Raw genomic sequence first — 19598 nt, forward strand, 5'->3', positions numbered from 1 at the left:
GAAGAAGGGGAGAAGGGAAGATGTAGCATCCCTTCTCCCCTTCTCCCTTTAGGTAAAAGATGCGTAAGAAAATTACCATTGTAGGTGCAGGTAATGTCGGAGCAACGGCGGCTCACTGGGCTTGTACGAAGGAATTAGGAGATATTGTCCTGGTCGATGTTATCGAAGGAGTTCCTCAAGGAAAGGCCTTAGATCTTCAAGAAGCAGGACCCATCGAAGGCTATGATGTAAAAATCATCGGGAGCAACAGTTATGAAGAAACCAGAGGATCCAATGTGGTGGTTATAACCGCCGGAATTGCCCGGAAACCGGGGATGAGTCGAGAGGATCTCCTGGACATCAATGCCCGGATTGTGAAAGAAGTTACAGAAAAGATTGTAGCCCTTTCCCCTCAAGCCATCCTGATTGTTGTTTCCAACCCTCTGGATGTGATGGCCTATGTGGCCCTGAAGGTCAGTCAATTTCCGAAAAATCGGGTCATTGGAATGGCCGGGGTTTTAGATACGGCAAGGTTTCGAACCTTTATTGCCATGGAATTAGGGGTTTCTGTGGAAGATATCCAGGCCTTTGTTTTGGGAGGGCATGGAGATTCCATGGTTCCCCTGGTCCGCTACTCCAATGTGGGCGGGATTCCCATCGAAAAACTCTTAACCCAGGAACAAATCGCTCGCATTGTGGATAGAACCCGAAAGGGGGGGGGAGAAATTGTAAACCTGCTTAAAACCGGAAGTGCTTACTATGCCCCCTCCGCAGCGGTCATTCAAATGGTAGAGGCCATTCTTAAAGATAAAAAGCGTATTCTCCCCTGTGCTGCCTATCTGGAAGGAGAGTATGGGATCAAAGGTGTTTATGTAGGTGTACCTGTTTTATTAGGTTCAAACGGTATTGAAAAGATCTTCGAAATCGAGCTCACGAAAGAAGAAAGCGAGGCTCTCAGGACTTCGGCGGAAGATGTGCGAAAATCCATGGAAAGACTGACCTTATAACGACCCTGGGGTTTCCTGGAACAGAGGTCCAGCTCTTTATACTCATCCTGATTGAAGAGGTCGTATTCTATCCATTCCCTCTGAAGAGGTGGCACCCTGGGCAGGGACGACCCTGCAGGCCCTCAAGCAGACAGCCCCTCCTCCCCCTTCGATCCCCCCGCATGCGGGGGGAAGGGGGGCGGGGAGGGAATTAGGTCATAAAAAACCAACCTCTGAAAAACCCTTACGCCCGGATACTGGATCGTAGAGAAAACTATTTTTAAATTGCTCAGCATACAACCGGGCGTAAAGACCTTGCTGCCTCAAAAGTTCCTCATGATTCCCCATTTCCACAATTCTTCCTTCTTCCAGTACCACAATTCGATCGGCATTCATCACTGTGGAGAGTCGATGGGCGATAATCAAAGTCGTCCGATTTTTCATTAGCTTTTTCAGTGCATCTCGAATAAGATTTTCCGATTCAGAATCCAGGGCCGAGGTCGCCTCATCCAGAATGAGAATTTTAGGGTCTTTTAAAAAAGCCCGGGCTAAGGCAATCCTTTGTTTTTGACCTCCGGATAACCGAATTCCCCTTTCCCCGACTTCTGTATGGTATTGTTTGGGTAACGACATAATAAAATCATGGATATGGGCTGCTTTTGCGGCAGTTATAACTTCCTCTCGCGTAGCTTCCGGATTTCCCATCCGGATATTATCGAAAAGGGTCCCACTAAAAAGGATATTCTCTTGCATTACCATCCCTATCTGTTTCCTGAGGGATTTTAAGCTTACCTGCCTGATATTCACCCCATCTATGAAAACATCCCCCTCATGGGGATCATAAAATCTAGGGATCAGTTTAACCAGACTCGATTTACCTGCACCACTCCGCCCTACCAGAGCTAAAACTTCCCCCGGTTTTACCTGAAGATCGATTCCGCGAAGAACCCCTTTCTGTTTCTCATAGGCAAAGGAAACATTTTTGAAGACAATCTCCCCCTTCAAAATTTGGATAGGTCTGGCCTGTGGAACCTCTACGACTTCCGGTAAAATATCGAAAAATTCAAACACCCGTTCCATAGCGGCTAAAGACGTCTGCAACACGTGATTCAATTCCGTCAGGCGTTTGATAGGATCGTATAATTGCCTTAAATAAACATAAAAGGCCACAATAGCCCCTGGAGAAAGGCGACCCTCTAAAACCAATTTACCCCCATAGCCTAGAACAATGACCGGCGCAATGGAGGTGAGAAAATCGGTCAGGGTATTGGAAGCAGAACTGTATAAAACTTTTTGAATAACAAGCCTGAAATATTCTTTGCTTTTGTGAAAAAAATTCCGTGCCTCAGCATGCTCTCGGGTAAAAGCCTGGACCACTTCGATTCCGGCGATTTTTTCATGCAGGTCTCCGCTGATTTCCTCTATTTTGGAATGCTCGATATGGGTTAAGGTTCGCAGTTTCCGGCTAAAAAAGATCATGGAAGGGATATACAACGGAAAGATGCTCAGAGATACCCAGGCCATGTGGGGATTCAGGTAAAAAAGAATAGTTAAATTCGTTATCAAGGAAGTGATATCCATAAGAACATTGGTAATCGCGGAACCCACAAAACTTTGGGCGACCTGGATATCGTTGATGATCCGGGTTACGACACTTCCTGTTTGGTGGCTTTGATAGAATCCCAGGGAAAGGCGTTGGAGGTGAAGATAGAGTTGGTAACGAAAATCGAAAATGATTCGCTGACCCACTTTACCGGCCCAATAACTGCGACCGAAAGTAGCCAGGGCATAGATCACATAGACAAAAACCAATCCCCAGACAATAATAAGTAAAGTTCGAAACTTCTGAGAGGTATCCCGGTTGGGATTGATAAGGACCTCATCGATCAGGACTTTAAACGTCCAGGGAAAGACAAGAGGAATATTATAACGGATAACCCCGCAAACCGTCATCAAAATAACGAGATGTTTATAGGGGGCTACAAATTTCCAGAATCGACGAAGAGGACCGGCTGAGGTAGTTTTATCTTGCCTGCCTTTGGATAGATCCGGATTCCAGTGAAAAGTAAAATACCTGTGACGATTTTTTCCCCTACAATTCCCTAGAGCCATACTTATCCTTACTCCCCTTTTTAACTTCTCAAAGCTTACTTCTGAACCTGGCTAAGTAGAGAACAGACCCGGGTCCCAGAAGTACAACCTAAGAATCATGAATAACCCTCCTCATGGGTCAGCTACGAAGCCATCTTTGATAGCCTCCATTCTTTATCAAGGTAAAAAATAATCAACTCTCTTCTACTTAGAAGATTTTTTTAGAATATTTTTTAAAGATGAGGAGGGATTAAGGGGAAGGAGCTTTCCGTTTCAAGATGAAACAACTCCGACCGGGTCCTTGTTTCAGGCAGGCACTGGGGAGCAAAGAATGTTGTAGGAAATCCAACTTTCTCTATTCCTTTTTATTTATCTCCATAACTATAATAGGAAGAATAATAGTAATAATAGTTGTAGTAATATCTTTCTTTTTTCAAATCCACGGAGTTTAGAACAACTCCAACAATCCGGGCATTGACCGTTTCCAACTGGTATCTGGCTCTTAAGATCATATCCCGGCTGGTTTTATTAGCCAGAACAACCAAAAGCACATTGCCGACCAGAGAAGACAAAATAGCTGCATCGGCTAGGGAGGTAACAGGGGGGGAGTCCAACAAAACCATATCAAAACGTTTTTGAACGAGCTTAAGAAAATCCTGCATCTTTTGGGAACTCAATAATTCTGAAGGGTTAGGAGGGATTAAACCACAAGTTGCAACCCAGAGGTTATTCACTCGCGTAGCCTGATAAATTTCATCGGGTTCCACAGTTCCTACCAGCATGTGGGTTAAACCCTTGGTATTGTTAAGTCCAAACAAGTGATGAAGAATCGGACGACGTAAATCGGAATCTATCAGAAGCACTTTATTCTGGGCCAGGGCAAAAGTAATTCCCAAATTCGCCACCGTCATAGACTTTCCCTCCTCAGGGACACTACTGGTAATTAATAAGGAACGAATAGGATGATCCGCCTGTGAGAAAGTAAGATTGGTCCGGAGAGTTCGATAGAATTCTGAGACTGCCCGGGGTGTTTTCTCTTCGTCAATCAGAAATCTGGTTTCTTCTTTTAATCTATATCTTTTCATTTAATCACTCCCCTTTTCTATAAGGACAAGAGGTTCTTTTTCTAAAGAAAGAGGTTTCTTTTCAGGTATCACCTTCGGGATGATACCTAAAACCGGTAGTCCTAAATAATACTCCACATCAGCTGGGGTTTTAATCGATCGGTCAAAGTACTCTGTCAAAAAAGCTACCACCAGGCCTGAAATCAAGGCAATGACAGAACCAATCAAAATATTTCGCACACGGTTTCTACTTGGAGTAATATCATGGGCCTTAGCCCGTTCCAGGATTCGAATATTATTTTTCTCAAGGCCTCCTGTTACACTGGTTTCTTTCAATTGACGAAGAAGAATATTATAAAGTTCTTCATTCGCGGTTACTTCTCGTTGGAGAGCCGCGTATTCTACCGCCTTTTTATTATCGTTGATGGTTTCTTGCTTGTATTGATTGATGGAATCCAACAGGGCACTTTCCCTGGCTTTTAAAACCGTTACTTCGGCCTCTTTAGCCTTAAAAAGGGATTCCACTTCACTTTTCATTTTATCCTTTAAAGTTTGAAGTTTTAACTCGGCCTGTTGAAGCTTTGGATGTTTCTCCTTATAGGTTTGCCGGAGGTTGGTGAGTTCGATTTCGGTATTGACCAATTCGGTATTGAGAGCCATCAAAGAAGGGATACTCAGGTTTACGTTGGCAACGGTTGCTGCCGAGGTTGGTTGCTGATCCTGAAACTTTTTTAGCTCGTTCAATAAAGTCTCTGCTTCTACACGTTTTTCTTTAACCTGGACGTACATGGTATTGAGTTCGGCCAGTTTTTCCGATTGAACCTTCTGATTTCCTTCCAGGGAAAAAATTTCATTTTGTTTTTGAAATTTCTGTAAAGCTTCCTGAGCTTCCTTAACCTTCGCTTTCAGATCTACAATCTGTTCACTCAACCAACTTACCGCTCGTCGAGCCGCTGTAAGCTTCGTTTGAAGGTTGTAGTCGATGTACACATCGGCCAGAGTGTTGGCTAATTTTTCAGCCTGTTCTGAATTTGAATCTCTAGCCAGAATCTTAACCATCAACGTTCCAGGAACCTGGGAAATAACCACCTGTTTTCGATACTGGGCCAGAGCAGTTTCATAACCGGCCGGATCCTTCTCCGGGTCTGCTAATTTCAACGTCGTCAACACCCGCTCGGCCATAATATTGCTGTTGAGGATGCCCAACTGGGTATTTAAATCGTAAGATTCACCAAAATAGTTTTCATAGGCAGACTTTCCACCCTCTACGGTAACCAAAGCCGGCTTCTGAGAATCGATAATGAGGGTTGCGACAGCTTCATAGAAGGGTTGGGGGTCTGGTTGCAAATAAACTCCAATAGTAATCGTAGACGCCAAAGTGATAAAAACCAGCAGGATGACCCATTGCCGTCTTCGAATGATTATCCAGTAATCTATAAGGTGTAACGCTTTTCCTTCCAAAAGGGCTACTTCTCCTTCTTTCCATTCGGTCATCATCTTTACCTCCTAGAAGAAGCTCTCCGGGACAATAATCATATCCCCGGGATAGACGGGTGGATTTTTATCTCGAACTCCCTTCTTTACCACATCTTCCATTTTAACTTTGAAAGTTTCCGTCTTCCCATCGATTTCTCGAACAATTTTAGTTCCATTTTTTGCAGCATAGTCTGTAAATCCTCCGGCTCGCAGAACAACATCTAACACGGTATCTCCATTCTGATACTCATAAGCCCCTGGATTTTTCACACTCCCTAATACATAAATCAGACCGGTGCCGACAAATGGGGACGTTTGTCCTACTCCCTGGCCTTTTTCCAAAGATGAAGGGCCTCCGGTGGCACGGGATCTTTTCTCATTTTCGGATACGATGAGTACATCCCCATCTTGAAGTGGAATATTCTGACTTATATCTCCCTGAATGAACAATTTCCGAAGATTCACAACAATCGGATTAATGATTTCCATACCTTCTTTGCCTTCGAGATCCTTCTGAGACAATCTGAGAATTTTTAATTCTGAATCAAAGGAAGAAGGTCCGCCGGCGCTCAATAGGGTACTTAAAACCCGACTATCTCCGGTCAGTTCATAAGACCCAGGTTGGCGAACCGCTCCGATAATATTGACCTTCCTGGACCGGAGTTTAACTAACTCTACGGCAACCTGAGGATCCACCAAATAATCCCTGGCCAATAACTCCGTGATTTTTTCATCCAATTGGTTGACCGTAAGACCCTCAACCCGGATATCCCCTAAAAGGGGAAAAGTTACCAGACCCTCCGGGGAAACCGTATAGGTTTTACTCAAACTCTCCTCTCCAGAAACCGTAAGCCTGAAAACATCCCCTGGCCCGATGAGATAGCCTTGCGAAGTACTCATATCTGAAGGAGAAAATCGAGAAGTAGGGGAGGACGATAGGAAAGTCGATTTTTTCCTGGATGTAGATATCGTAGCCGAAGAGGGTTGAGGGGGACCAGAGGAGGATCCGGTATAAGAAAGCGGGGGTTGAGGCTTCTGCATAGACGGAGTTTTTATCTGCTTTAAGGGCGGATTGGGTGGTAAAGATGATTCTCCGGAAGTTTCAGAAGATAGCGCTAAAGACTCAGATTCTTCGGATTTAGGGGAACCTGGGATAGCCGTGGGTAATATCTTCTTGATATCCAGTATGATGCGAAAAGGTCGCTCCAACGTCTTAGGGCTATAGGCAACCTGTTCATCGGTCAGGGTAAAAATAGCCCGAACCATAGAGCTTCCAATTTGCTCTACCGTTACTGACTTGATTTGACCATTCTGAACCGGAATCTCTTGATGAGGGGGATTTATCACGGTATCCGGTATCTCCATAATGAGTTTATTCCGGGTCTGTAAGAGGTTATATTGGACCTCCCGATCCAATTCAAAAATGAACCGATCGATCCCTTCGAGATAAGCATGGGTAACTTGAGTTACTGTAGATAATTTTGAGGGGGAAATCCCGGATTGGGACGGGGAGGATAACTCTGGACCGGCCGGGGCCTTGGTTCTCGAAGAAGAACCGGCACAATACGTCAGTAAAAGAGGTAATAGACTTAACACAAAAATTAACTTAATCCGATGATTCATGTAACACCTCATCCCTCAAGACAAGCCTCAGGATTTAACTTCCAAACTCTGATTTAACAATTCAGTCTTTAGCCTTTAAAGTTAATATCCTGAAACTACCGCGGATTAATCTAAAATAAAGGAGTTGTCAAGTTAAATTAGGAGTTTAGAAACCAAAACAATGGGGTAGAATTTAATTCCTGTTCTTAATTTTCTTTTGGGCGATTTGATTGCCTGGTTGAAGATTCAATACGGCCTCATATTCTTCCTGCGCTTTATCAAATCGAGAAAGCTTCTCATAGAGAGCAGCCAGTTGGAGTCGATAATCAGGATCCTTAGGGTTCTTCCGAACGATTGCTTCCCATTGTTGGGTAGCCTCATAAATCATCCCCTTGCTCAGGTAAAGATCTGCTAGGAAGCGTCGATAGGATACGTTTTGAGAATCTAAAGCGATGGCTACTTTAGTTTCTTTAACCGCCTCTAACCAGTTTCCCATCTGGTTCTGATACAGGGCCAGTTTATGTCTGGCTACTGCATCATCAGTCCTTATATCCAGGTACCGATTCCAGGTAGTAATAACTTCAAAGGGTTTTCCTATCTGGTGATAAAGATTCGCCAACCCCTCGTAATACTTCCGTTCAAGGGGTTGTAAACCTATCGCATCTTGATAGGCCTCGATGGCTTTAGGGAGGTTACCCATTTGCACGTATATTTCTGCCAGGAGTCCATAAAGTTCCGGTTGCCGAGGCATCAACTCCAGCGCCTTATGATAAGCTTTCAAAGCACGCTCCGGTTGCTTCATTTGAATCCATACCTCTCCTATTCCTCGCCAGGCTTGAATATTATCGGGTTTTATCTCAACAATTTTCTCATATTCTTCCAATGCTTTCTTCCCACTTTCCTTTTCTCCCGGTTCATTGTTTCTGGTTTCTCCATATCCGGGTACTCCTACACCCCTACCAAGAGCCTGGTAAGCACGAGCGATTTGAAAACGAATCGACACATTTTCAGGATCTTTCTCCAGGAGGCGGCGCCAAAGAGAAATGGCCTTCAAGGGTTTCCCTCGTTGGGTGTAAAATCTGGCAAATTCTTCACAATAGATGGGATCGTTCTGGGTTAACTGAAGAACTTTCTCATATTCAGCCTCTCCTTCCGACCAAAGGTTCTTGTGAACCAGGAATCGAGCAAATTGAAGCCGGGCTTCCGGCGTATTTGGAACGCTTTCTTCGCATAGGTTATAGCGTTTTCCATAGAGGAGACATTCTTCGAGAACGTCGGAAAGTTGGGAGATATTCAGTAAGAGAGCCTGACGATAAGCAGAAATTCCACATTCTGGCTTCCCTTGCAAAAAGCAATAGCGAGCCAGGTTCCGATGGTAATAAGGGTTACGGGGGTATAATAAAACGGCTTTCTCAAACTCGGCCAGGGCCGCGGTCTGATTTCCCAGTCTTGCATACACCCATCCTAAATTTAGATGAGAACCCGGCTCAAAAGGATTAAGGGCTACCGATCGGGCATGGAATTCCAGAGCTTTTTTCCAATTTTCTTGAATCTTTTCTTTTTCTTCCTCTGTTTCCTTACCTCCTTGTACGGTTACAGGCTTATTTCCTGCTTCCAAATAAGCATTTCCCAACCCGGTCTGATAAACGGCATTTCCTCCCTCCAGGCGAATAGCCTTTTCATAAGCTTGGAAGGCTTCCTGCCACCGGCCATTTTTTTGATAACCCTGGGCCTGGTGAAAGTAAACTTCTGCCAGATATGCTTTTGCCGTCCAGGAAATAAAAATCAGAATCAGAAATATTCCTACCCAAAACGGGAGAATAGGCCAACGGGAGAACAGGAAGCGGAATATTGGATTCCAAATCCCTCCACCCTTCCCCTTTCCCCTTTTCCTTTGAGGGGTTGTGGTGAATCGTAAGGAGACCATTAAAATAGCCAGGATGGTGGTAAGGAGGAGGGCGTTGGCCGGGACCCGGAGATTAAAATCCACTATTCCATGGAATAGAAAAGCCAATACGCTGGTAAGGGCTGTCAAAGTGAGAAGCTTCAGAGATCGTTCCTCGGGTGAAAAATAGGCAGTTAAGGCCGATTGAAAAACCCGTTGGATTCCCCAAAGGAAAACAATCAATCCGAGTAATCCGGTATCTACGAGAAGTTCGATGTAGATACTTTCTGCGTGGAAGGCCCTGAGGGATTCACCCAGATAAGGGGCATATTTAAGGAAAACGTACTGAAAGGTACCCAGGCCGGTACCCAGCAAAGGTGCTTCTTTGAGGAGTTCTAGACTATTCTGCCAGAAGGTGAGTCGGATAAGTGTGGATTCATCCCATTGGCCACCTAGCCAGGTCTTCTCGATCCGCTCAATGACCGGCATGATTCCTATCCAGGACAGATAGGTTAAAATGGCCAAGAAGAGAGCTAAGAGGATCCAAACAGGTTTCTGGTCTGTTCGGCGGATGGCCAGACAAATACTTAAAAAAATCAGTGACAGGAGAAGACTGATGATGCCGCCCCGGGATAAAGAAAGCGCCAGGGCAGTTCCCATTATGGCAACCAGTAGACCTAAAAGGAGTTTTTTTTCCCATTGCCGGGTTAAGAAAGTCAGGCCGATGGCCAGCGGAATTATCAATTCAAGATAAACGGCAAAGTGGGTTGGGCTGATGAAGGTTCCGGCCATCATACCCTGGGGAACTTCCCGTCCCAGTAAATGAGTAAACCCTTGAAAATAGCGGATAAGACCAAAAAAAGCTTCCAGACTCCCAGCAATCACAAGAATAGAAACCAGCCCAACTAACTGACGTTGGGTTCGCAGATGGTAGACTAAAACCTGATAAAAGAGACAATAAGTTAAAAATTGGTAGAGCCACTCCCTGGTCACGTAGGGATAGATAGAAAAGCAGGTATTAAGAATCACGAGGATAAAACCCAGCAACAGTGGCGTATTCAATGGGGTTCGAGATCGAACAAAAAGATAAAATGGTTCCTCTTTACTTTCCAGATAAATCTGCAGGATCCAGGCCAGGGTTATAAATCCTACTGTGAGCCGCATCACCGTAGTAGCCCAGAGATCTATAGAACCAAAGGCCAGGGGGGTAAAAAAGACAAGAAAGAGGAAACCTAGCTGGGTAAAAATATAAAAGAACTTAACCTCCTTTGATCTGTTCATGGAAGATCACTCGATATAGATCCTTAGTCTCTTGGGATTTACCCCCATGGTGCGCAGATAATCCAGTTTACTTTCGGGTACTTTCGTACTTGAGACCAGCACCTCTTTAACCCCGTAAGTACGGATCAAATCCGGCAGTTTTTGGGTATCAAAAATGCGACAACCATGGATAAGCTTACCGGTCTTACGGGTATCATCATCCACGAAGCCTACCGGCAGGTAGCGATGATTTGGATTATTAAGGATTTCTCGAATCAAAAGCTCACCTCCATCGCCTGCACCATAGATGAGTACCGGTTTTGCATCTGGCAGAAGGTTTGAGCGATCTACAATCAACACCCGCAGTAATCGAAAGGATAGACGGCTTGCACTTACAAATACCAAAAGCAGAAGGGCATTCAGTACCAATACACCCTGCGAAGGTCCGTGGAAGTTATAGATGGTGAACACAACCATTGAACTGGATGTTGCCCCCATGATGACCGATTTTGCGATGACGACGAGGTCATCAATTCCCGTGTAACGCCACAACCCGCTGTAAACCCCTCCCAGTAAGAAAAACGGCATTTGTATCATAATCATCAGAGGGAGTGTTTCGATGAAAATGGCCAGTTGTTGGTCTGGTAGACTGGCATCCCAGCGCAATACATAGGCCCCATAGTAGGCCATGACCACAAGGATCACATCCAGCAAGATTTCGAAGACACGACGTTTATAGTAGAAATCTGCCAGTGCATTAGTAATCGTATTCCCCGAGATGGGAGGTTCGTTCGCCGCCTGGATACTTACTTTACCCAGGTAAAGTCCCAGAAACAGGATGGTTAGTGCAAAGCTCGGGACGAGTAATAACACGGCTTCGACTTTTAGGACTCTAACCAGCAACGCCAGTATACCCGAAGCCGTCGCAAAAAGGTAAAGCATGAGGACGGCTCGACGTTCGGACATACCCAGGGCCACGAGCCGATGGGACGTATGGTCCCGTCCACCCTGAGAGATGGGGCGACCGGATAACTTCCGGGTGATCGTCACCATACAGGTATCAAAGATGGGGATCATCAGAATTAAAACCGGTGTGAATAAAACTGCGATGAGATTACGTGAACGGCCATAGTCACTGAGTAAAGCGATTCCACCCAGCATGAAACCTAAAAACATAGAGCCACAATCCCCCATGAAAATAGAGGCCGGATGAAAATTAAACACCAGAAACCCGAACACAGCACCGCCCAGAAGGGTCGAAATCAGGGCTTCCGGGGTCTGTCCATTGAGGAGGAAGGTAATCGTAAGAAACACACAGGAAATAAAGGTTATTCCACCGGCAAGACCATCCATATTGTCCAGCAGATTAAGGGCATTGGTGATCCCTACCAGCCAAAAGATGGTTATGACATCGTTTATGGCCTTATAGCCTGTCCAGGGCAAGTGCAATCCAAAGTAAACGATCCCGGCCGCAGCAATCAACTGGATGATGAGTTTGGTGTAGGGTTTAATTTGAATAATATCATCTATCAGCCCGGTCAAAAACAGTAAGGTACCTGAGATCAGAATAGGATAAATGTACGAGGGTTTCGATCCAAAAAGAAGGTAACCTATACCAAACGCCAGATAAATGGCAATGCCTCCCAGCAGAGGAGTAGCTTTTTTATGCCAGCGATCTTGCCGGGGGGTGGCTACAATACCGATCCAATATACAACGGCCCGGACTATGGGAGTCAGAGCCAATCCCAATAACCACGTACAGAGTCCGCCTAAGAGAATCATCTGAGATTGATTGACCTGATTCAGAAGGTAGGGAAATTAGATCTGAAAAGCAGCAGGAGCCGGAGTACCAACTTGTTTGGCGATTTTAGCTCTCTGATGCTCAATAACGCTCAGGAGTATCTCATCTAGAGTGATTTTCGGGGTATAACCGATCAACTTATGTATTTTAGATAGATCTGGAACTCGCCGCAGCATGTCTTCGAAGCCTTGTTCATAGGCTTTATCGTAGGGGATGAAAACTATGCGGGAATTAGACCCGGTTAGCTGTTTAATCCTTTCAGCGAGTTCTAAGATGGTAACTTCCTGGGTACTACCGATATTATAAACTTCTCCTACGGCCTGGGGATGCTCTGCAAGTTGGATCAGTGCTTCCACCACATCGGAAACATGGGTGAAACATCGACTCTGAGAACCATCTCCAAATACCGTGATATCTTCCCCTGTAAGAGCCTGACGCACGAAGCTGGGGATTACCATGCCATAACGACCGGTTTGACGAGGACCGACCGTATTAAATAGCCTGGCAATGACGGTTGGAACGCGCTTCTCTTTCCAATAGGCAATAGCTAAAAATTCGTCGATGGCCTTCGAACAGGCATAGCTCCATCGGGCCTTACTGGTTGGACCCATGACCAAATCATCATCTTCCCGAAAGGGGACCTGGTTCCGCTTGCCATAAACCTCTGAAGTTGAGGTAATAAGAACCCGTTTACGTTTCTTAGCAGCCAACTCCAGTACGATCTCGGTACCCCGGATATTCGTCTCAATGGTTCTAACCGGACTTTCCACAATTAACCGGACACCCACGGCCGCTGCCAGATGATAGATGATATCGCACAAATCAATAAGCTCAGCAGTAAGCCGATAGTTATTGACCGTATCAATATAATAGGTAAAGTTAGGATGAGTTTTTATATGCCGGATATTCTCGATGGTACCGGTTGAGAGATCATCGATAATGTAAACTTCATCGCCTCGATCCAGGTGACGCTCAACCAGGTGTGAACCGATAAATCCGGCCCCGCCTGTAATTAAAACCTTCATGTACTACCTCCCGTATCCGGTTGAAGATTCCGAGTTGAAGGTTTCAGGTAAAAAAAGCCTGAGAAGTTGAAACGTTAAACTCGAAACTTGAAACGTTAGGACGGTTTATTAATTCTCGATATAGATTTTCTATATCTCCTATGAGTCGATCTTTAGAGAAATTTGCCTTCACAAAGGCATGCCCTCGTTTTCCCATCTCACGACGGAGCTCTGGATGCTCCATTAAATATTTCAGTGCACGGGCAAATAGGAAAGCATTCTGACCGGGTACGGTAATTCCATGATCCCAAATTGAAAAACCGTTATGTAATTCTCTGCGCGTACCCATCAGATCAACAACTCCCCCAACCTCTGTTGCTATGACCGCTCGATGGTAACATAAAGCCTCAAGCAATGTCAAGGGAGTTCCTTCATTAAGTGAGGTGAGTACCACCAGATCAAAAGCAGCATAAAGCGATAAGACATCTTTGCGGAAACCCAGAAACGTTACCTGGGCTGAAATACCCAGCTTATGGGACAATGATTCCAATTCCTTGCGCAGATGACCGTCCCCCACCATAACGAGGTGGACCTGAACTTCTTGTGCGGTAAGTTGCGCTACGGCTTCGAGCAGCAGAGCAGGATTCTTGACTTCACATAAACGACCTACCATCCCGATGAGTAACTTATCTCGGGTTACTCCCAGTTCTTCTCGCAAATTGCTCCTATCTTCAGCCCTCTCATTTAAATCAATACCCAGCGGAATGACCCGAAACTGTTCGGGGTTTCCTACACGAAAATGTTCTGAGATTTCCCGACGTTGTTGTTCACTGATGGCAATGATCCGATCTGTAAAAAGCCTGGCTAAAATCCGTTCAATGGTGATGAAAAACCGGGTCTTGAAGGGACCGTAATAGCTATGGAAAATGTGACCGTGGTAAGTATGTACAAGATAACATGTACGCGGACGGAGCCATAAGATCGAGGGAGTTGCCCATTTATAAATGATTCCGGCGATACGTCCCACGGCACCGGCTTTGGCTTTATGGGTATGGATAATGTGGGGTTTCAATTTCCAGAACCGGTAGAGTAGTTTCAGGATGACTACCACGTCCCTCAGGTTGATCTCCCGGCTCATCTCCTGGATCACCACCGGGTTGACGCCTGCTGCACGGGCAAAATAGCCCATGTCGCCTTCACCCCATGGAACAATACCCGTGATAAGCACGGTTTCGAACTCTTTTGGATTCAACCCGGAGGTTAACCAGGTAACGTGCTTGGCCGGACCTCCAATGTTAAGCCGATCAATGATACGTACAACACGGATAGGAGTATGAGTCGAAGCCTTTTCTTGATTCATCAGGGGATATCAATCGGACTTCTAAGGGGTTTAATTAGTTTTGTTGAAGTTATTTAACTCCCCGGTAAATTCTGTACCTCAGGTATTCCGCCAGGGTAGGGTGACTCCACAACCTGGATCTTCCTTCCGGGTAGGGTTTAATTTCAATTCGATTTTCAAATACTTCCTGGATTGCTTTTTTTAAAAGGGGAATACCTGTGGCCAGTTGAAGCAAAGGATAGGTGACAAAATTATCTTTTTCGGTTGGCTCCACAACCTGCTGTTCAAGTATCTTTCCAGTATCTATACCTGTATCAACCAGATGAACGGTAACCCCACAGGCCTTTGGGTTGTTTTCAACTAAGGCCCAATAAGCTCCATGGACCCCTCTGTAGAGAGGGGTAATACCCGCATGGATATTAAGGAATTTAGAAGGAACACAATTAAGGACTTTATCTGAAATAATACGGGTCCCGCTGATAACCACAACCGATGGGTGGACTTCTTTCAAAATGCCCAGGGTTTCATCGGAATTGACCGATCTTACGCGGGTTATTTTAACCTCATGGATAGGTTCATCATTCAACTTGAATTCCTCCATCAGCTCCAGAATACGTTTCTGTGAGATCATGCGAAGGTAAGGAACCATTCCTATCTGAAAAAGAATTTGTCCCAGCACTTTAAAAAAACCGAGCCTCTGAATCCGCCTCCTTAAAAATTCGGTCCTGGGAACCGGCTCCTCCAGGACGACGGTTTCTATAGGGAAATCGTTTTTGAGGGCGTGATAAAGGATATGGGTTGGTTTTCCAGGACCTGCCAACATAACAAGGGTATTAGTTTTCATAAGCCAGGGAATCGTCCAGACGACGTTGGGCCAGTTCTCCCATGTTGAGGCTTTCCATCCCGTACGCTTCTTTAAGACTTAAAAAATGATCCAATATTTTCCTGAGAAAAGACAGATTTTCTTCTAAGTGGATTCCAAAATTATGGGGATGCCACCACAAATGGTAAATCCACCTCCTTCTGGCCGCATACGTCAGGTCGGATAAAATTCGCCGTAATCGAAGGGGTTCTAAAACTTTCAATCTGTGCGAGTAAGGTCGAAGAAAACGGCTTGAAGGAATGTTACAGGGAAGGGTAGATCCCAGTGTACCCATGGAATAAGAATTGTGCCCGGAGATATTAACGTAGGCATCTATGAACCGAAGGACTCTTCTTAACAGGGATTCCTCCTCCCGACTTCTGGGTCTATATATCCAGGAATTTTCGTTTCCTCTATAAGCTTTTATACCCATTTCCTTACAGACGGAGAGATACTCACCGTTAAATTGATTTCGGGGAAAAACCAGACTTTTAAGTTCGAGGCTATAGTTCCCGGCAGCTTTTATCGCGGCGCTTAAATCATCTTTAAATGCTTCGATATCCTGACCCTGTTCTAAACAGTAATAGTGAGAAAAAGTATGACTTCCGATTTCTTGATAAGGAAAAGAGGAGATAAGTCTTATCCACGAAGGTGCATAATGAAAAGGATCTTCTTCTTCATTCCAACCAATCTGATGAATCTCTTCATAAGGACAGAGTTTACTGTTTACGTAGGCTGGTTTTTTAACAGGGAGTCCTCGAAGTAACTCATCCCGATTTTCAAAAAATAAAAACCCAACCGTTGCCCATGTGGCATGGATACTATACTCCTCAAATAATTCTAAAAGGCGAGGTATTACGGAACGAACCCCTAAAAGATTTTCTTTATAACTTTCCAGGGTTTTTCTATCCCGCACGCCCCAATAGAGTTCAAAATCCAACGAAATAACAAAAATACCGTTTGGTTTGTTCATGGAACGATATCGCTTCTACATGGAAACAAGCGAAGGGGTAAGAGGGCGATGGGATTATCAGGTCGGGAGTTCTCGATACCACAATTCCAGCATCAGTAAATTCCACAGTTTAAGGGAGTGATCTACCTGACGATCCAGGTGTTGGGTGAGGAGGTGGTTAATCTCCTGGAGTTTAAAACACTCACCGATGAAACTTCGTTGTGATAAAAGGGTATCTGAGAGCCATTGGCGTAATGGGCCTCGGAACCATTCTCCCACCGGAACCCCAAAACCCATTTTACGTCTTCGGGAAATTTCGGTAGGGAGTATATCTTTAAAGGCAACCTTAAGCAAATATTTAGGGGTTCTTCCCCGTAACTTCATCTGGGAGGGGAGTTTTGCCACAAATTCCATCACTTCATGGTCGAGAAAAGGGGATCTTACCTCCAGGCCATTAGCCATGGAGGTGATATCCACTTTTACCAGCAGGGCAAACGGCAGGTAAGACTGCACATCTACAGCCATGGAAGCCTCTACCGGATCCAGATCCTTGACTTCTTCAAACAGCGATTCCAGCCAGGCTTCCGGTCGTCTTTTGGTGAGTAGTTCACGTAAATCCCCCTTATAAAGTCTATCTTTCTCCATTTCGCTGAAGTAGCCCACCCAACGGCTATATCGTTCTGTTATAGAAGGATGGATTCCGGTTAAAAAGCGTTGTAGTCGCCGCAGAGGGCTTTTAGGATCTGGTGAATCCGGAAGGATAGGGGTTAAAAGCTTGAGAGTCCGTCCACCTCCTGGAATCCTGTGGATCCAATGGGCTATTTGATTCCCCCGGTAACGTGCATAGCCTGCGAAGTTTTCGTCTCCACCGTCTCCGTTAAGGGCAACCGTGACATAGGTTTGGGTCATCTGGGACAGATAGAAAGTTGGAACGGAGGCTTCATCGGCGTGGGGTTCGCCGTGATGGCGTGCCAGTTTTGGGAGAATGGGGAAGATATCCGATTTAACTATGAATTCATGATGATCCGTATTCCATCGTTGGGCCACGCAACGAGCATAAGCCAGTTCATTATAATTAATTTCTTCAAAGCCAATGGAAAAGGTCTTTACCGGGCGATGGGATAGTTTTGCCATTAATCCGACTACGATACTGGAATCGATGCCGCCGGAAAGGAAAGCACCTAAAGGCACATCGCTCCTTAGCCTTAACTGCACGGCCTCCGTAAGTTTCTCGCGTAGGGCTTCTGCAGCTTCCTCTTCACCCAGGGGCAACTTTGGAAGATAGGTTAGGGACCAATACCGTTCAACCTGAATCTGGAAACCCGAAGGGGTCGCTTCCAGCGTCAACCTATGTGCAGGCGGAAGTTTGTAAACATTGCGGAAAGCGGTTTTAGGGACCGGAATGTATCCCCAAGAAAGATAAGCATCGATGGCAGTAAAGTCTACCTCACGGGGAACAAGGGGATTGGCGAGCAGGCCCTGAAGTTCAGAGGCGAAAAGAAAAGAGTTACCGATCTGGGTGTAGCAGAGTGGTTTCTTACCGATGCGATCCCGTGCCAGGAAGAGTCGACGTCGGCGCTGATCCCAGAGGCCAAAAGCAAACATCCCACGAAATCGCTCAACACAAGCCGTACCCCACTGTTCATAGGCATGAACGATAACCTCCGTATCTGTCTGGGTACGGAAGCTGTGACCCAATCCCTCTAGTTCTTGTCGAAGTCTCTGAAAGTTATAAATTTCTCCGTTGAAAGTAACCCAGCAGGTACCCTCCTCATTAGAAAGGGGTTGACGTCCGGCTAAAGTGCGATCGATAATCGACAATCGACGATGACCCAGCGCACATATTTCATCGGACCATATCCCCCAATCGTCGGGACCCCGGTGATGTTGGGCCTCCAACATGGGCCAGATCTGGTACGCTAAGTTTTTAGCCGTATCGGAAAGAATTCCAGCAATTCCACACATAGACCCAAACTAAAAGTTCACACTCTAAGATTTATTTAGAAGGCTACCCCATTGACATGAGATGTCTGGGTTGATCGGAGAATTCTTCGACGGGTTCATTGAGTAAAATTTTTATAATACGTTCTGCAGCCCGTCCATCCCCATAGGGATTGATAGCTTGCGCCATTTGTTGATAAGCAAATGTGTTTTCCCATAAATGAATAAAGGTATCCAGGATCTTAGAAGCATCTGTTCCTACAAGGTAAGCAGCTCCTGCCATAACGGCTTCTGGCCGTTCTGTGACTTCTCGTAATACCAGTACCGGTTTTCCCAGGCCTGGGGCTTCCTCTTGAATTCCTCCAGAGTCGGTTAGAATCAAATAAGAATGTGCCATAACCTGAATCAAGGATCGATAGGTTAAAGGAGGGGTTAGCTTCACTTGCGATAAATTTCCCAGTAATTGCTTTACAGGTTCCTGGACATTCGGATTGGGATGTACAGGGTAGACAATCCGGATGGCATCTCCATAGCGGAGACAAATTTGTCTTACTGCCTGACAGATAGTTTCGATACCTCGACCGAAATTCTCACGTCGATGGACTGTGAGCAGTACTACGCGTATATCTGGATTCTGGGGTAATATCTTATTTATCAGTTCATCCTCCAGGGGGAGTTTTGCAATCCATTGAAGGGCATCAATAACAGAATTGCCGGTAACCCATATAGTTTCCGGCTTTACATGTTCTTTCAGTAAATTTTGACGTGCTATTTCTGTGGGCGCAAAATGTTTATCAGCTATAAGAGTGGTAATATTACGGTTAACTTCCTCTGGAAAAGGCTGCCACTTATTGTATGTTCGCAATCCGGCTTCCACATGCCCTACACCCACTTTAGCGTAAAAAGCTGCAAGAGAAGCAGCCAGCGTTGTGGTCGTATCTCCCTGAACCAACACCCAGTCGGGTTGTTCGTGCTTCAAAATTGGTTCCAAACGAGAAAGAATAGCAGAGGCTACTTGCGTCGGAGTTTGATTATCCATCATGATATTCAAATCATATTCCGGCTTGATATTAAAAAGATACAAGACCTGATCCATCATTTCTCGATGCTGGGCGGTAACCACTACTTTAGTACGGATACGATCCGCATGCTGGCCCAGTGCTTTAATAATGGGTGCCATTTTAATTGCCTCTGGACGGGTTCCTATGACGGAAAGAACTTTCATTGCGCAAGACAGTAAGGGCACGGCGCGCCATGCCCCTACTTAGACCTGGCAGGATTCAATAAGGGGGACTTAATACACTGTTTACTTAGTTTTGCTTGACTTTTAAGTGGCCTTCACCCCCGGTCCCTCTC

The 19598-nt window shown here is 45.4% G+C and carries 13 protein-coding genes; 1 reads left to right on the forward strand and 12 read right to left on the reverse strand.

Annotation, left to right across the window (positions count from 1 at the left end):
• Positions 1–59 precede the first annotated feature (59 nt).
• Positions 60–986 carry a malate dehydrogenase gene (mdh, locus tag VNM22_06410; GenBank protein ID HWP46778.1) on the forward strand — a complete coding sequence of 309 codons (927 nt, stop codon included), beginning with the start codon at positions 60–62 and terminating at the stop codon, positions 984–986.
• A 195-nt stretch (positions 987–1181) separates the two neighbouring features.
• Here the strand turns inward: mdh and VNM22_06415 are convergent, their stop codons facing one another.
• The 12 genes from VNM22_06415 to wecB all read right to left on the reverse strand — a co-directional run bounded on the left by VNM22_06415 (position 1182) and on the right by wecB (position 19467).
• Positions 1182–3077, reverse strand: coding sequence for an ABC transporter ATP-binding protein (locus tag VNM22_06415; GenBank protein ID HWP46779.1), 1896 nt, complete (start codon positions 3075–3077; stop codon positions 1182–1184).
• Between the two features lie 344 nt (positions 3078–3421).
• Positions 3422–4141: a CpsD/CapB family tyrosine-protein kinase gene (locus VNM22_06420; GenBank protein ID HWP46780.1), complete on the reverse strand. Its 720-nt coding sequence runs from the start codon at positions 4139–4141 to the stop codon at positions 3422–3424.
• Complete coding sequence (locus VNM22_06425; protein HWP46781.1) at positions 4142–5617, reverse strand: GumC family protein; 1476 nt, start codon at positions 5615–5617, stop codon at positions 4142–4144.
• Between the two features lie 9 nt (positions 5618–5626).
• Entirely contained in the window at positions 5627–7219 is a 1593-nt protein-coding gene (locus VNM22_06430; protein ID HWP46782.1) for a polysaccharide biosynthesis/export family protein, read from the reverse strand.
• Positions 7220–7391: 172 nt separating this feature from the next.
• Positions 7392–10364, reverse strand: a complete 2973-nt coding sequence (locus tag VNM22_06435; GenBank protein ID HWP46783.1) for a tetratricopeptide repeat protein — start codon at positions 10362–10364, stop codon at positions 7392–7394.
• A gap of 6 nt (positions 10365–10370) precedes the next feature.
• Complete coding sequence (locus VNM22_06440; GenBank protein ID HWP46784.1) at positions 10371–12125, reverse strand: hypothetical protein; 1755 nt, start codon at positions 12123–12125, stop codon at positions 10371–10373.
• A gap of 36 nt (positions 12126–12161) precedes the next feature.
• A complete protein-coding gene (locus VNM22_06445; protein HWP46785.1) occupies positions 12162–13169 on the reverse strand; it encodes a GDP-mannose 4,6-dehydratase in 1008 nt (335 codons plus the stop codon).
• Positions 13170–13212: 43 nt separating this feature from the next.
• Positions 13213–14508: a glycosyltransferase gene (locus VNM22_06450; GenBank protein ID HWP46786.1), complete on the reverse strand. Its 1296-nt coding sequence runs from the start codon at positions 14506–14508 to the stop codon at positions 13213–13215.
• A gap of 49 nt (positions 14509–14557) precedes the next feature.
• Positions 14558–15331: a formyl transferase gene (locus VNM22_06455; GenBank protein ID HWP46787.1), complete on the reverse strand. Its 774-nt coding sequence runs from the start codon at positions 15329–15331 to the stop codon at positions 14558–14560.
• Positions 15321–16322 carry a polysaccharide deacetylase family protein gene (locus VNM22_06460; protein HWP46788.1) on the reverse strand — a complete coding sequence of 334 codons (1002 nt, stop codon included), beginning with the start codon at positions 16320–16322 and terminating at the stop codon, positions 15321–15323. Before VNM22_06460 ends, VNM22_06455 begins: the two co-directional genes overlap by 11 nt.
• A gap of 57 nt (positions 16323–16379) precedes the next feature.
• Positions 16380–18266 (reverse strand): asparagine synthase (glutamine-hydrolyzing), encoded by a 1887-nt coding sequence (gene asnB, locus VNM22_06465; GenBank protein ID HWP46789.1) that lies wholly within the window; start codon positions 18264–18266, stop codon positions 16380–16382.
• A 43-nt stretch (positions 18267–18309) separates the two neighbouring features.
• Positions 18310–19467 (reverse strand): UDP-N-acetylglucosamine 2-epimerase (non-hydrolyzing), encoded by a 1158-nt coding sequence (gene wecB / locus VNM22_06470; protein ID HWP46790.1) that lies wholly within the window; start codon positions 19465–19467, stop codon positions 18310–18312.
• Positions 19468–19598: the final 131 nt, after the last annotated feature.

Source organism: Candidatus Limnocylindrales bacterium (genome assembly GCA_035559535.1).
In the GTDB taxonomy this organism is placed as follows: domain Bacteria; phylum Moduliflexota; class Moduliflexia; order Moduliflexales; family JAUQPW01; genus JAUQPW01.

Coding starts and splice junctions, on each gene's coding strand:
- mdh (HWP46778.1), top strand. CDS start 60: ATGCGTAAGAAAATTACCATTGTAGGTGCAGGTAATGTCGGAGCAACG.
- VNM22_06415 (HWP46779.1), bottom strand. CDS start 3,077: ATGGCTCTAGGGAATTGTAGGGGAAAAAATCGTCACAGGTATTTTACT.
- VNM22_06420 (HWP46780.1), bottom strand. CDS start 4,141: ATGAAAAGATATAGATTAAAAGAAGAAACCAGATTTCTGATTGACGAA.
- VNM22_06425 (HWP46781.1), bottom strand. CDS start 5,617: ATGATGACCGAATGGAAAGAAGGAGAAGTAGCCCTTTTGGAAGGAAAA.
- VNM22_06430 (HWP46782.1), bottom strand. CDS start 7,219: ATGAATCATCGGATTAAGTTAATTTTTGTGTTAAGTCTATTACCTCTT.
- VNM22_06435 (HWP46783.1), bottom strand. CDS start 10,364: ATGAACAGATCAAAGGAGGTTAAGTTCTTTTATATTTTTACCCAGCTA.
- VNM22_06440 (HWP46784.1), bottom strand. CDS start 12,125: ATGATTCTCTTAGGCGGACTCTGTACGTGGTTATTGGGATTGGCTCTG.
- VNM22_06445 (HWP46785.1), bottom strand. CDS start 13,169: ATGAAGGTTTTAATTACAGGCGGGGCCGGATTTATCGGTTCACACCTG.
- VNM22_06450 (HWP46786.1), bottom strand. CDS start 14,508: ATGAATCAAGAAAAGGCTTCGACTCATACTCCTATCCGTGTTGTACGT.
- VNM22_06455 (HWP46787.1), bottom strand. CDS start 15,331: ATGAAAACTAATACCCTTGTTATGTTGGCAGGTCCTGGAAAACCAACC.
- VNM22_06460 (HWP46788.1), bottom strand. CDS start 16,322: ATGAACAAACCAAACGGTATTTTTGTTATTTCGTTGGATTTTGAACTC.
- asnB (HWP46789.1), bottom strand. CDS start 18,266: ATGTGTGGAATTGCTGGAATTCTTTCCGATACGGCTAAAAACTTAGCG.
- wecB (HWP46790.1), bottom strand. CDS start 19,467: ATGAAAGTTCTTTCCGTCATAGGAACCCGTCCAGAGGCAATTAAAATG.